Genomic DNA, 15215 nt, shown 5'->3' on the forward strand with positions numbered 1-15215 from the left:
GGTGTTTTTATGCGTTTTTCAGTTTGTCTAATTGTGGTTATCATTGCTGCTGCTGTAAACTGCTTCGGTGCGGTGAATATATCGGGCCCTTCGGGGGCTGTTTCTGCTGAGATAGGGGTCGGGGAAAGCGGCTTATACTATTCTGCCGAATTCAACGGCATAACAGCAGTTGAAAATTCTGATATGGGTATTGAGATTGACGGGATTGATTATTCCGGGCAAAACACCCTAAAGGCAGAACAGATCGAAACCTATTCAATCGATCAGGCGTATCCTTTCCGGGGCGGCAAATCCGTTGCTCATAATTTCTGCAGCGGTATTAAAATCCCCTTGGACAATCAAACATCAGGCCAAAGATGGATTGTAGAGGCGCGGGCGTATGATGACGGTTTCGCATTCAGATATATAATCCCCTCTTCCTCGGTTCGCACAGTGAACAAAGAGACCACTTCGTTTAAAATGCCCGCTGAGAGTGATGTGTGGTTTTTCGAGAGAGACAGCCACTGGAAACTCAAGACCTACGCAGGTGAATGGATGAAGGCTGATATTTCACAGATGCCTGAAATCTCTCCCGAAGGCCCTGTTCAGGGCGCATTGCTTCTTTTTGAGCTTCCCTCTGGCGGCTATGCCGGATTAACCGAGGCGGGGATGATGAATTATTCGGGGATGCGGTATGAGGCTGTTGGGAATAATACATTTCAGGCCAATTTCACAGAAGGTGTGTCCGGCTTTAGTATTGACGGAGATATTACTTCGCCCTGGCGTGTTGTGCTTTTTGCGAATGATTTGAATGAGCTTGTAAACACAGCGATTCCATGCAATCTCTCTTCTGAGCCTGAGCTGCCTTTGTATTCTAGTACTGATTACATTCAGCCCGGACGAAGCGTTTGGCGCTGGTGGAGCAAAGACACTGGCACTCCCGAGCAGGAAAAACAAATGATTGACTTCGCTGAGCAGCTCGGTTTTGAATATACAATTATCGATGCAGGCTGGGAAAGCTGGCCGGAGAAATGGACTGAGCTTGCTGATATATGCGATTATGCCGAGCAGAAGGATGTGCGCGTAATTGTATGGAAGCATTCAGGAGAGATAGACTCACCTGCAAGCAGCTGGACGCAGATGGCCGGCTTCTTGGATAACATCAGCGATGCCGGCGCCGAGGGCGTGAAGATTGATTATATCAATGCTGAATCCAAAGATAAGATCGATTTTGAAATTGCCGCCCTGAAGCTCGCTGCTGAAAGGCAGCTCGTTGTGAATTTCCACGGATGCAGCAAGGCGGCAGGCCAGAGCAGGACTTACCCTAACGAGCTCACGCGTGAAGGCATTCGCGGGCTCGAGCTTAACAAAATGGGCAAACCCCTGCCTGCCGGCCATAATGCAGCGCTGCCATTCACACGGTTTGTTTTGGGGCATGCCGATTATACACCTTTCACTCTAACTGCCGATAAACTCGGGAATACTACTGTTGCTCATCAGCTTGCCGGCGTGGTCTGTTTCACTTCGCCCCTGCAGGTGATTGCCGAAGACCCTGCAAAGCTTCTGGCAGCGGAGAATGCCCCTGTTACTGATATTCTTAAAGATATTCCGACAGTTTGGGATGAGACAATAGTTTTAGACGGCAGCTCAATTGGCGAGCTTGCTGTTTTGGCTCGCCGAAAAGACCACAGGTGGTTTGTTGGAGGTATCAACGGCGCTGGGCAGAGAGATTACAGCTGCGATCTGTCGTTTCTTTCAAATGGAAGCTGGTCTGCAAAGCTTTTACGCGATACGCCCGGCTCTCAGACAGAAACACAAATCGATATATCTGAGGTTGCAAAAAATGATTCAATAAACATTCCAATCAATGAGGCTGGCGGGTTTGTCCTTGTTCTTACCAAAAATTGGATCTCAGCAAATACATGGGAAGATAATTCACAAGACCATAAATGGTCCGAGGCTTCAAACTGGAGCACTGGCTCTGCCCCCTCTACAGCGAACAGCTGGATCAAGATAATCGGCGGGAGTATGGCGGCGCCGGCGGATTATCCTCAAATCAATTCTGTTGTGCAGGAAATTAAGAATCTGAAGATTGGCTCTGCAGGCTCAGGACAGGCCAAGCTTACTATAAATCCTGGAGGCGGGCTTTCCGTTGAAGGCATTATCAATCTCGGCGATTACAATAACCCGGATGTTGAGGGTGTTCTGATTATCAACGGCGGGAGCCTCAACGCAGGGACAGGCGCGGGGAGCGGCCAGCTTCGTGTCGGGGTGAGAAATACCGACGGGACAATTCATCTCAACGAGGGAAAGATCACAGCAGAGAATCTTTTCATCCCATACAGCACCGGCAGCAGCGGGCGAATTTACTTGAACGGCGGAACGCTTGAAGTTGAAAACCTTTATATGCGAAACAATCCCGATCTGAATCAGCAGTCTTTGATTGACATCGCAGGCGGAACGCTTGTTCTTCCGGGAAACCGTATTCAAACGGTAAAACAATTTACCCACCGCGGAGGAATCACCGCCTACAGCGGACGCAGCACTCTGCAGATAGATTACGGCTTGCGCAATCTCGGGAAAACCACAGTTACAGCAGAACCTTTTGATCCCTTTCTCGCTCATGCCCCGTATCCCGGCCACGGGACAAAAGAGGTTTCTTTGAACCCCGTGTTAAGCTGGGTTCCTGCAGAAGATGCAGTTTCTCAAGATATATATTTCGGCACTGATTATCAGCAGGTATTGAACGCTTCTCGATTGCCGGCGGATTTTGATGGAAACAGAACGGTGGATCTCGATGATCTGGCGTTTTTTATGAGTCAGTGGCTTCTTGGCAGTGATTATCAGCAGATAGTTTTGAATACAAAATATGTTCCTGCTTTGAGTTATTCTCAGGCATCTCAGCTGCCCTATAACGGAAGCCCTGCAGAGCTTTGCAGTCAAATTGAGATAGAGGACTACGATGAAGGAGGAGCGGGTGTCGGGTATTATGATACCAGCACCGGAAACAGCTACGGGCAGTACCGCTCGGACGATGTGGATATTGCAAAAATCTCAGAACTTGAAAACCAGTATGCTGTTATGGGCTCAGCGTCTGAATGGTTGGAATATACTGTTGAAAGCAGGGCAGGTGTATATGATATTTCAGTGCGTGCTGCATGCGCTTATGCCGGCAGAAGCATCACCCTGAAACTGAATGATTCAGAGCTTGCCGAGATTAACCTGCCCGATACAGGCGGCTGGGATGAGTGGCAGATGGTAACCGTTGAAAACGTTGAAATTGCTCAAAGCGGTGCAGGGGTGCTTCGCTTGGAGCTTCAGGGGGGCTTGATGGGGTTAGACCGCCTGCGGTTTATAAATACATCCAAGCCTGCCGATCTAAATGAAGACCAGAGCGTTAATCTTCTTGATGCAGCGATTTTATCAAATAACTGGAAAAGGTTTGGCCCTTCTTCTTTCAAGGGCAGTCAAACAGAAAACACTTTCAGCCCGGGCAGCCTCGATTACGGAGAACGATACTATTGGCGCGTTGATGCGGTTACTCCCGCTGAGATTCGCAAAGGGGATCTCTGGGAGTTTGACACTGAAATCTATGTGGATACCGAGAAGCCGGGATGGAAGCTTACATTTCACGATGAATTCAACGGCGCAGATTTAGACTGGCAGAAGTGGGAGAGCGAAAGCGGTTCGCCCGGGCATATCGATTCGAGCCGTTGGCCGGAGAATGCAGTTGTTGAAAACGGCAATTTGCGATTGCTTACCAAAAAAGAGCAACGCGGCGGGAAAGAGTGGACATCAGGCCACATCTGGTCGCGCATTTTCAAGCAGAAATACGGCTACTGGGAGGCGAGGTATAAGATTGCAGATTCAACAGGGCTTAATAATGCTTTCTGGATGATTGAAACGGGCGATTTTGAGATTGATATTGATGAAGGCCATTATCCCGATCAGATGCATACCAACGTTCATAACTGGGCGGGAACCCATTGGGGCGAAGGACATTTGCTGGAAACTGGTCTCCCGCTCAGCGAGGAGTATCATACTCGCGCCCTCGAATGGACGCCTGAAGAGCTGATTTGGTATTTTGACGGCACGGAAGTTCGGCGCTGGAATTATGAGACTAAGGACATCAGTCTTGACAAGCCTGTTGCAGTCCGGTTCAGTACAGCAGTTGTTCAGTGGGCAGGCGAAGTAACAGACGAGTTAGACGGAACTTCCATGGATATCGATTACGTTCGAGTTTATGAAAGGTCTAACGAGGCCTTCAACCCATACCCTGAGGATAATGCCGCTGGAATCAGCACTGAGGTGAAGCTTGGCTGGGAATCCGGGATGCAGACTGCTCAAACCGGCGGACACCATATTTATTTCGGAACCAGCAGGGATGCGGTGCTTAACGCAGATACTCAATCGCCTGAATATGCGGGCTGCTCAGATCAGCCGATTTTCGATCCGGGCTCTCTATCTGCCAACACCACTTACTACTGGCGCATAGACCAGACAGACGGCGAGCAGGTATGGAAAGGCTTTGTATGGGAGTTTGATACCTGGCAGGACGCCCCGGAAAAGATTGCTCCTGATTCTCTTGAAGCCTTTGCCTCGGGAGTTTCTCAATACGGAGAACGCGAGCCGATATATGCCGTAAACGGGGCAGGCTTAACAGAAAGCGGGCATACCAATCAGGTGAATGAAAATATGTGGATGACCGACCAGCAGACAGGCTGGTTCAAGATCGATCTGAATAATCATTTTGACCTCCATCTTTTCGAAATGAAGGTTTGGAATTTCAATATGGCCGGCTATACCGAAAGGGGCGTTAAGCAGGCAGATATTTATTATTCAGACTCACCCTCAGACCCGGGCAGCCCTGCCGAAAATCCTTCGGCATGGAATATTCTTGCACCAGCCGGCTCTCAGCAGTTCCCCAAAGCCAGCGGCGAGGATGATTATGATAATCCTGCTGTTATTGAATTTCCGCTAAATGCAAATGCCCGCTGGATTTATTTTGATATAAACAGCAATCATAATGGTGACAGATACGCAGGATTGAGCGAGATTATGTTTGAAAGGCCGGATTCCATTTCAGTTCAGCAGTTCGGGGCGTATCCTGATGACAGTCAGGATGATGCGCAGGCTCTTCGCTCGGCTCTGAGCTATGCACGTGAGAATAATATCCGCAGGATTGTTTTTCAGCCCGGCCAGTACGACTTTCGCTCCAAAGAATCCAGACCGGGCAAAGGGCATGCGAATTTGTTTGCGATGGATCTTCCCGGGCTGATTTTTGAAGGCGCAGTTAATCCGGACGGCAGCCCGGCAGCAAAAATCGTGCGTCATTACGAATTTTCAAATGACTGGTATCCTACGGCGATTATCCATTTTGAGGGCTGCGACGGTCTTCAGTTTCGCAATTTAATTTTCGACAACAGCCCTCAATACTGCACCTCGGGGCAGGTGGTAGAGAAAACCGGCGATTCTGTAACAGTGGAGATATTTGAAGGCCTGCCCTATATCGACAATACCCTTTGTTACTGCGCGAATGCGTGGGACTTGGAAACCGGCAGGCTCAAGCATGTTGAGAGCCTCACTTACGGCGGGGATGTTGACAAGAACAAAGATGAGCTGATTTGGAGAAAAGTTCACGGCGGCAGCGGCAGAAGGGTTCGGCTTGAAAGCGATTATTTCACAGACAAGATTGAAGCGGGCGAGGGCATCTCATGGCATTTCGGCTGGCGAGGACTTCAGCTGAAGTTTATTCAATGCGATGATTTATACGTAGAGAATGTAAAAACATTAAATGCCGCAGGATTTGCTATGATCTCCAGCAATTGCGAGGACATCTATGCTAAAGACGTTCAGATAAGAGCCGAAGGCGGTCAGCTGCCGGTCGGCCCGCGAGACGGCTGGAAACTCTACGCCTGCAGAGGCGAAGTTTTGATTGAAGATATGTACTGCGAAGGCGTGCGATGGGACGGTCAGAATGTACACGGGTCTTTCTGCTGGGTAACCGAAAAGCTGGATGCTCAAACCGTGAAAATGACTAAGAAATTCAGCTCTGCATACCCTATACATCAGGGCACAAAAGTAATCTTGTGGGATAATTCCAACCCGTATGAACTGACGGTTCAAACCTCCAGCCTTCAGCGTCTTGAAGACGGAAGCCCCGAATTTACCGTCTCATTCAGTCAGGACATTCCGTCATTTGTAAATGAAGGCACAATAGCTTCGATATATTCGTGGAACATCGATTCCTACAAGCTGAAAAACTGCGATTTTGCCAAGATTGCCGGAAGCGCAGGGATAATACGAAACGACGGGGCGGTTTTTGAAGGGTGCAGCTATGATAATATTATGTACCCTGCGCTTGTGCTGGGTGCAAACGTGAATGAGGGTGAAGGCACATTTACCAAGAATGTAACAATAAGAAATTCAGCCTTCTCAGACAGCGGCTGGGTTGACCGTCAGAATGCAAAAGGGCTTATAGGGATTCAAACCGGAGGCACATCCCTTTGCTATATGAACAACATTCAAATCATTGACAGCAGCTTTGAACAGGCAGAAATCGGCATTGATATCAGCGGAGCGGAGGATGTTCTGATTCAGGGAAACACCTTTCAGGATATAGGCCAGCCTTGGAAAATCGATGATGATTCAACCAGCAGTATTGCATTTGAAAACAATAAGATTTATTAATGCACAGGACGTGATAGACAGGGCGGTCTGAAAAGTAGCAGAAAGGCTCAGACTGAGTGAATTTAACTTTGTAAAAATCTAAATGAATAATTATAAGAGAGGCTATAATGAAACGATTTACCAAAACAGCAATTCTTATGCTTTTTCTCTGTCAAACAGCAGGCATCTGCCTTGCAGGTTTTGCAGATACTGGGCAGGCGGAACTCTCTCTCAACGGCGAATGGCATTTTAAGACAGACCCTGAAAAATCTGCCGAATCGGAAAAATGGCATAAGCCCGAATTCGATGCAGGCAGCTGGGACAAACTCTCCGTCCCCGGCAGCTGGGATACATACAATGACTATGCTCAGTATGTCGGTCAGGCTGTGTACAGGCGAAGCTTCAAAACCCCCGAGGGCTGGAGCAATGCTAATGTAAGGCTGAAGTTTGGAGCTGTTTATCAGAAAGCGTCTGTATATCTCAACGGACGCTGCATCGGCAGGCATACCGGCGGCTACACCCCCTTTGATTTCCCTGTAGGAAACATCCTCGAGACAGAGAAAGACAATGTGCTTGCGGTAATAGCAGACAATACCTATAACCGCGGTGCATGGTGGAACTGGGGCGGAATCAGCAGGGATGTAACGCTGATACGCAATAATCCTGTGAGGATTAAAAGGCAGCAGATCCAAACCGATATTGACCTCGACAGTAATACCGCTGAGGCTGATGTAAGCATCACAGTTACCAACGAAGGATTAAAGGATAAGCAGGTTAAAATCTCTTCCAGTATAAGATCAGACCAAACCGCTGTTTTGAAATGGGAGTCTTCTAAAACTGCCGTCAAAACGAAAACCTTTGAATTGAAAGCTTATCAAACAAAAACAGAAACCCTCAAATTTAAGCTCTCAGGCGAAAATTTCAAACTCTGGCATTTCGATACGCCTTATCTTTACATCTGCGAATCGGAAATTGCAGATAAAAACAAAATCTGCCATACCGCCACAGACCGTTTCGGCGTGCGAAAAATAGAAACCAAAGGCACAAAAATTCTGCTCAACGGCGAGCACATCCGGGCAAACGGTTTTAACCGCATCTGCGACCACAGGACTTGGGGCAGTACAGAGCCGGATGAGTTTGTTAAAAAAGAAGCCGATCTTCTCAAATCCAACGGATGCGTTCTGGCCAGACTCTCCCATGTGCCCATATCAGAGAATATGCTGGATTACCTCGACCAGATCGGAATGCTTATTATCGAAGAAATCCCTGTATGGGGTTCTGAAGACCCTCAGGTTTACGAGGATAATCCGATTACACGTGCTTGGCTGAGGGAAATGATTTATCGTGATTACAATCACCCCTCCATCATCGGATGGAGCGTGGCAAACGAGCTGGGAATAGTTGTTGACGGCAGATGGGAGAAGCGTTTTGCTTCTCATCAATTTGCCTACGTTCGTTCGATGCTGGATTATATCCGTGATGAGCTCGATTCCACACGACTGCTTACTTATGTGAGCAACAGCGTGTTCCGTGATATCGCCACGCGGGAAAACGACCCTGCCTCAATATGCGATGTGATCAATGTAAACTGCTATGGAAATGCTTCCGAGCAGGTCGCCGAGGTGCACAGGAAATGGCCGGATAAGCCTGTGCTTGTTTCCGAGTTTGGAAAGGGGCAGATTGGTTTGAACTTAAACGATTCAGTCCTGAAAGACAAGCTCTTCCCTTTTATGGAAGACTTTCGCAATAAACACGATTATGTGGCCGGCTGGTCGTGGTGGTCGTTCAATGATTACCGCAGCCGATATCGGGGAACGCCCGTTTCTCAAAACAGGGCATGGGGGTTTTATAATGTTTGGCGGCAGCCAAAACGCGCTCTTGAACAGATTAAACCCCAGCATTCGCCGGTTGATAAGCTCGAAATCCGCCCTAGCGGCAATTCAGGCAAGGCAGTTATCACGCTTGAGCCCCGAGATAAAGTTGATATCCCGTCTTTCACTCTTCACGATTACAAACTGCATTGGTCGAAGCGTGAGATGGACGGTTCAAAGGCGAAAGATGGCAGGATCGAGCTGCCTGAGATAAAGCCCGGGTCTAAAACCCTAACCTTCACTGTCGATTCGATAGGTTCTCTTGAAGATATGCTCAGTATTAACGCTGCTCTGAAAACCGCAACAGGGCATACCGTGTTTGAAGCAGTGCATTCGGTAAATCCGCCTGAAGCTCCGGAGATTGCAAATGTATTCGGGGCCAAGGGCAAGGTTCGGGTTGAATTTACCCCCGTCCCGGGAGCGGAGAGTTATGAAGTTATGCTTATCGACCAGCAGGGAAATGCAAAAACTAAAAATCCGACAAGCTGGTTTTGCGATTTTACGCAGCTGAAAGAAGGCAAAACCTTCAGCGCAGCAGTGAAGAGCATAAATGCAGCTGGAAGCAGCGAGGGCTCTAAGGAAAGAATGGTTAGGGCATCTGGGCCTCTGCTCCCGCCTGTAATCTGGAAAGCAGTTAGTATCCCAAACGGATTTATGGTGGGTTACGGTGTTACTGAAGATGATAAAACCTTCACTCTCGAAGTAACGAATTTGCAGGACAACAGCAGGACAGTAATGGATGGCCTGCAGCTCAAGGGAGCCGCAGCTGTAAGAAACCTTGATGCGGGCAGATACAGATACCGCTTGAGACGGGATAACAATAACGGCTTAAGCCAGTGGTCTGCGCCTCGGGAAATAGAGGTTTGCAAATAGGATTGGGCAGCCGGCCAAACAGAGCTGTTCTAAACGTTTATCGGATGATTAAATCTGAGAGGCAGATTCAGGTGATTATTTCATTTGCATTGGCAGGTTCTCAGGCTGAAAGCTTATTCAGCCTGCACCTGCCTTATAGCTTTGAGATTTTATCTGCTTCCGAACTTCTTCCTGTATGCCAGAGGAGACATACCCATATGCTTCCGGAAGCTTCTGGCAATGTGTTTGTCGCTTGAATACCCCATAACTTCTGAGATCTCAGAAATTGAGAAGTTTGTTTCCAGCAGCATCTGCAATATTTGATTTATATGTGTTAGGTTGATTTCTTCAAGAATGGAACGGTTCAGGATTTTACGAAAGCGGTTTTCCAAAACTCTTCTTGAGATGCTGGTTGCTTCTGCCACATCATCAACCTGTATGAGTTTTCTGCTGTTGTTTCTGATGTAGTTTATAGCGCTTGCTACCTCAGAATCTTCTATCGCCAGAATGTTCGTTGATTGCCGCGTAACGATATGGGTTGGTTTTACGATAATCTCATCTTCGCATTCTGTTTTGTCAACCATCATCTTATCGAGCAGCTTGGCAGCCTCAAAGCCTGCACGTTCGGAGTTCAGAGCAATGCTGGAAAGAGGCGGGTCGGAGAGCTCGCATACATGCTCGTCGTTGTCGATCCCCAGCACAGCCACTTCTTCGGGCACATGGATATCGGCAAATTTGCCCGCTTCAATTACCTGCCTTGCACGGTCATCGTTACAGGCCAAAACAGCGATAGGTTTGGGCAGTGATTCGAGCCATTCGGCCATAATAGGCTGCTCTTTTTCCCAAGAAAGCCAAGAACCCCTCTTGGGCTGAGAGTATATGGTTATATTTGCAGAAGCCTTTTTTATCATTTTGGCAAAATATTCACCCCGCATAACAGACCACTCCGCTGAGTCGAATCCGCAGTAGGCGAAATTCTTGTATCCCCTCTCCAGCAAATGGTTTGCTGCCATCTGAGAGATTTTTTCCAGATCAGAGCTGATATGCGGGTAGCCGGCTATTTTAATCCCTCGGGTAATCACGGGAATGCCCAGCTTCATAATCAGCTGTTTGTTTTTGGGCGTGGGGTTGTGGGCGATAATCCCGTTGGCTTTCCAGTCTTTGAGTTTGGGGATTATCTTCAGCCTGCGCTGAATATCCGGTTCGCTGTAAAATGCCCAGCGGGTTCGGCTCTGAAAACGGGCATATTTGGAGATTCCCCTTGCCAGCTCTCTGTCCAGGGCTCGAGCCATTTCTAAAAGCAGAATTACATAATTAACATTCGGCATAAAATTGAAAGTGAACAAATATCAAAAACTGTTTATAAAGCCTGATTTTTTATTATATTAAAAAATTTATACGAGTAAAATTTTTGGCAGAAAAATGCTGAATCTGTTTGCTGATTTCTGCTTATCCTGTTATCCTGTTTTCCGCTTCATTAAGAATAGGGAATATTATCTGCAAGATTATTTTTGCAGCAGCCGGCTCTTGACTGCTGGGAGAATTCCGATAATCCGGCCTGCGCCTTTTTTTAAGATTCACCTGCTTTTCAATTTCAAATACCCAATGCCGGCGAATTTTTGGGGAAATTATTCTCAATTTCTTACATACCTTAATGTAAGGGATTATTTTCCCTGCTTTAATCCTGTAAGCTGAAGATTAAATTATTCAAAAATGTGAGGCGACTTATGCAAAGAAGAAATTTCCTTAAAACAGCCGCAGTGATGGCGGGCGCAGCTGCATTTCCTGATTTCCTGCAAGCAGCAGAGAAGAATAATAAAAACGTTCTTATTATCGTATGCGATGATCTGGGCGCTCATGATCTGGGGTGTTATGGGAACACCCTCCACGAAACGCCCAACCTCGACAGGCTCGCAAGGCAGGGGATGCGTTTTACTCAGGGCTATGCCTCCTGCGCTGTATGCTCGCCCACAAGAGCGAGCCTTCAGACAGGCAAATACCCCGCCCGCCTCGGTATAACAGACTGGATACCGGGCGTGCCGATAAATAAGATCAAAAACAGATTTGACCCGGAAATGGAAATAATCCGAACTGAAAAGCAGCTTGAGCTTGAAGAGGTTACTATCGCAGACTACTTCAAGGCAAAAGGGTACTCAACTGCATTTCTGGGCAAGTGGCATCTGGGCGAAACGGAAAAGTATTACCCCAAAAATCAGGGCTACGATACCAACTTCGCCGGCACCCGCAAAGGCGCACCCTACGCCCCGAACCACTACTACGCACCGTACAACAACCCGAAGATCAAGCCGGAGGGCGAGAAGGGCGAATACCTCACCGACCGCATTGGCGATGAATCCGCAAAGAGGCTCGCTGAGCTTTGCGAGGGTGAAAAGCCGTTTTATATGCTCACCTGCTTCTACACCGTACATACGCCTATAAAGCCCCGCAAGGATCTTGAAGAGTATTACAGGAAAAAGCTTGAAGCCCGGCCAAACAAGATTTGGGACAACCCATCCTACGCTGCAATGGTGCACTGCATGGACGTTAACTGCGGAAAAATCCTCGATGTTCTCAAGGATAAGGGGCTCGAGGATGATACCATAGTTATATTCACCTCCGACAACGGCGGACTCACCGCCCATAAAAAAGGCCCAACCAGCAACTACCCTCTTCGATCGGGCAAAGGCTTCTACTACGAAGGCGGAATCAGAGAGCCTTATCTTTTCCGGGTCCCGGGGGTAACCAGGCCCGGGTCTGAGTGCGGCTATCCAATAATTACGAACGACATATTCCCTACGGTTATCGAGGCCACGGGCGGCCAGCTCCTCCCGCAGCTCCATAAAGACGGCCTGAGCCTTATGCCTCTTCTCTCAGGAAAGAAAGACAGGCTTGCAAGGGAAGACCTTTTCTGGCATTTCCCGCATTACCACGGCGAAGGCGAGAGGCCGTGCAGCACTGTCCGCAGCGGGGACTACAAGCTTATCAGGCATTATGAAGGCCCAACCCTCGAGCTTTACAATCTCAGAGAAGATATCAGCGAGAAAAACGACCTCTCAGAGAAAATGCCCGAGAAGGTAAAGCAGCTCGAGCAAAAACTGGACAATTGGCTCGAAAAGATGAACGCAAAGATCCCCGAGAAAATATAATCGGTGCAGCAGGCAGTTCGCGGCGGGCGGAAAGTGATTAGAAAAAATGTATATTTAATACAATACCCGCTGGCGTTCTGTCCAAGCTTACAAAGCTTGTAAAATAATTAAGCGAATGTTAGGTGATGGCAAAAAAAACGGAGAGGGCGGGATTCGAACCCGCGGTACGGGGGATACCCCGTACGACGGTTTAGCAAACCGCTACCTTCAGCCACTCGGTCACCTCTCCGTATAGAGATTTGCAGCCTGTAAAAGACGGCGAGAGGAAAAATATACAAATTTAATTGCTGTATGCAAGATAATTCGCTTGAAATTTACTAAGATTTTTGTAAATTACTTCATTCCCCGCAAATCGGGCATAAAATAGTGCGTCAGTAGCTCAATTGGATAGAGCGTTGGTCTACGGAACCAAAGGTTGAGGGTTCGAATCCTTCCTGACGTATTTTGTTTTTATCACCTCTCAGCCCCTTGAAATTGCCGTTTTGAGACCTCTCAGGGGCGTTTTCGCTGCTTCCAGCATTCCCTGAATATTTGCTTCCATCGTTCGCTTGAGTTCGCTTAAAACCGCCTTTGGGTGCACAATCTGCGTGGATTTTTGCTGGGGTAGAAAATTCGCTGTTTCCTCCCGTTCCGGTTGCTTGCAAATCGGCCTGCTGCTCTTTGATTTCGGGCAGATTTTTTATGCGGCATAAAAATTCCCATCTGCCGGCTATATGTACCTTAATTGATTTTAAATCGATTCTGCCTTATCGCAATAAGGTGTTTTTTATTCGCATAAAGGTGTTTAGATGCAAGGGGAATTTTGTTATTATTGCTTTTCAAATATTCGCAGCAATAGCCGGCGAGTGCGGGCTCAAGCTGGAATATCCCCCGAAGAGTTAGAAGAGCTGCTTAAGAAAAATACGGAAACAGCCGCTCAATACAACATTTCTGTATGAGCGGCAAAATAGTCATATAAACCCGGTTTTCGGTTTATTATGTATTGCTGTTCAAAAAAATAATTTAATAATTGGAGATACAAATGATTGTGCAGAAGAGAGCCTTAATAATTGCATTATTAGCCGTTTTCTGTTCGGTTCAGCCGGCAGAAGCGGGAGTTTTAACCCCGCCGGAAAACATAATCAAGGCCTCCAGCAAGGATTATCCGAATGTTAAAACAAGGCATTTTCAAGGGATCTCAAGTTTGGCGGTTAGCCCGGAAGGCAGAATCTGGGTTACATGGTACGGCGGCCCAACGCCGTCCGAGGACAAAAATAATTATGCTGTATTGGCCACCAGCGGCGATAACGGCAAAACCTGGCAGGAGCTTATGGTTGTTGACCCCGACGGGCCTGGTCAGCTTAGAGCTTATGATCCTCAGGTTTGGTTAGACCCGCAAGGAAGTCTTTGGTGGTTTTGGGCTCAGGCTGTCGCCTACGGGGACAGGGCGCAGACTTGGGCAATGGCTGCCGAAAATCCGGACGATAAGGCCGCGGGCTGGTCAGAACCGTTTCATATTGCCCAAGGGGTGATTATGGGCAAGCCGACTGTTCTGAAAAACGGCGACTGGCTTATGCCTGTAAGTGATTGGGCAGGTCGAATAAGCCGTTCTCCAAATGCTGCTACGGCAGCTGCGTATATATCAGAAAGCGAATGGGCAGGTGAGAGCTTTACCCTACTCGGTACAGCTTTGGTTCCCATAAAAGACCGAAGCTTTGATGAGCATATGATAGTTGAAAAGAAGGATGGAAGCCTTTGGCTGCTCGCTCGAACAAAGTACGGCATAGGCGAAAGTTTTTCCGAGGATGGCGGTAAAACATGGAGCAGGGTTTCGCCATCGGATATAAAGCATCCCTCAGCAAGATTTTTTATCCGCCGCCTGAATTCCGGAAATCTGCTGCTCGTTAAGCACGGCCCGATAAACGAAAAAACAGGACGCAGAGATTTAATGGCATTCATCTCTGAAGATGACGGAAAAACCTGGCAGGGCGGCCTTATGCTTGACGAAAGAAAGAAGGTGTCCTACCCGGACGGCCAGCAAACCTCAGACGGCAAGATCTATATCACCTATGACTGCGACAGATACGGAGAAAAGAAAATCCTTATGGCCGTGTTTACTGAAAAGGACGCCTTGGCGGGCGAGGCCGTAACAGAGGATGTGCGTTTGAGGGTTGTTATCAGTAAAAACCCGTCTCCAAAGCCTTATGAGCCTGCTTTGCCGGAGCCTGCTGCTCCGTACGCTGCTGACAAATTCGACTTTGATGACAATTCGAATGAATCCCCAGTCAATTTTTCCCGTCCGGCTGAGGTCAAGCCTGTTGACGGAGGGGATATTGATACACTCGAAATCGGAGCGAGGATTTGGTCTAACCGCAAGTATGTATTCAGCGTTCTTCCTGAGAAGATAAAGGGCAAGAAGTTCATCCGCTCAAAGATCGAAAAGAGCAAGGCCAAGGCAGAATCGCAGGGATACGTCTATGTTATCGGCAAACAGAAGGCAATTGAAGAAGAATTATTGAAACAGGGTTTTGAAAAGACCGACATCCCTCAGTTCATCCCGTTTGCAGTAAAAGGCCAGGGCAGTTATTACCGTTATGATACCGTTTCAGTGTATCAAAAGTACGTTGAAAAAGGCGATACAATTGAATACGGGAAATGGGGCATAACCTTAGTTAGTCGTTCCTGAAAAATCAATGATTTTGGGGAAACTAAAAAAATA

General features: G+C 47.8%; 5 protein-coding genes and 2 tRNA genes. 5 read left to right on the forward strand and 2 right to left on the reverse strand.

Going from position 1 to position 15215, the window contains the following annotated elements:
- The first annotated feature begins 9 nt into the window (after positions 1-9).
- Positions 10-6669 (forward strand): glycoside hydrolase family 97 catalytic domain-containing protein, encoded by a 6660-nt coding sequence (locus L21SP3_RS09330; RefSeq protein ID WP_077540893.1) that lies wholly within the window; start codon positions 10-12, stop codon positions 6667-6669.
- Positions 6670-6776: 107 nt separating this feature from the next.
- Positions 6777-9392: a glycoside hydrolase family 2 protein gene (locus tag L21SP3_RS09335; RefSeq protein ID WP_077540895.1), complete on the forward strand. Its 2616-nt coding sequence runs from the start codon at positions 6777-6779 to the stop codon at positions 9390-9392.
- A gap of 149 nt (positions 9393-9541) precedes the next feature.
- Here L21SP3_RS09335 and L21SP3_RS09340 read toward each other — a convergent pair whose 3' ends face one another.
- Complete coding sequence (locus tag L21SP3_RS09340) at positions 9542-10699, reverse strand: XylR family transcriptional regulator (RefSeq protein WP_390612114.1); 1158 nt, start codon at positions 10697-10699, stop codon at positions 9542-9544.
- Between the two features lie 399 nt (positions 10700-11098).
- Between L21SP3_RS09340 and L21SP3_RS09350 the strand changes: the two genes are divergently transcribed.
- A complete protein-coding gene (locus tag L21SP3_RS09350; protein ID WP_077540901.1) occupies positions 11099-12517 on the forward strand; it encodes a sulfatase in 1419 nt (472 codons plus the stop codon).
- Positions 12518-12655: 138 nt separating this feature from the next.
- On the opposite strand, the gene L21SP3_RS09355 is transcribed toward L21SP3_RS09350, so the two are convergent.
- A tRNA-Ser gene (locus L21SP3_RS09355) sits at positions 12656-12746 on the reverse strand.
- Positions 12747-12885: 139 nt separating this feature from the next.
- Between L21SP3_RS09355 and L21SP3_RS09360 the strand changes: the two genes are divergently transcribed.
- Together L21SP3_RS09360 and L21SP3_RS09370 are read left to right on the forward strand one after the other, a co-directional pair.
- Positions 12886-12959, forward strand: a tRNA-Arg gene (locus tag L21SP3_RS09360).
- A 579-nt stretch (positions 12960-13538) separates the two neighbouring features.
- The gene (locus L21SP3_RS09370) at positions 13539-15182 is read left to right on the forward strand and encodes a sialidase family protein (RefSeq protein WP_077540905.1); all 1644 of its coding nucleotides are present in this window, start codon (positions 13539-13541) and stop codon (positions 15180-15182) included.
- The last annotated feature ends 33 nt before the right edge of the window (positions 15183-15215 follow it).

It is taken from the genome of Sedimentisphaera cyanobacteriorum (assembly GCF_001997385.1).
In the GTDB taxonomy this organism is placed as follows: domain Bacteria; phylum Planctomycetota; class Phycisphaerae; order Sedimentisphaerales; family Sedimentisphaeraceae; genus Sedimentisphaera; species Sedimentisphaera cyanobacteriorum.

Excerpts from the sequence above, each read along its gene's own strand:
- L21SP3_RS09330 (WP_077540893.1), top strand. The coding sequence starts at position 10 with ATGCGTTTTTCAGTTTGTCTAATTGTGGTTATCATTGCTGCTGCTGTA.
- L21SP3_RS09335 (WP_077540895.1), top strand. The coding sequence starts at position 6,777 with ATGAAACGATTTACCAAAACAGCAATTCTTATGCTTTTTCTCTGTCAA.
- L21SP3_RS09340 (WP_390612114.1), bottom strand. The coding sequence starts at position 10,699 with ATGCCGAATGTTAATTATGTAATTCTGCTTTTAGAAATGGCTCGAGCC.
- L21SP3_RS09350 (WP_077540901.1), top strand. The coding sequence starts at position 11,099 with ATGCAAAGAAGAAATTTCCTTAAAACAGCCGCAGTGATGGCGGGCGCA.
- L21SP3_RS09370 (WP_077540905.1), top strand. The coding sequence starts at position 13,539 with ATGATTGTGCAGAAGAGAGCCTTAATAATTGCATTATTAGCCGTTTTC.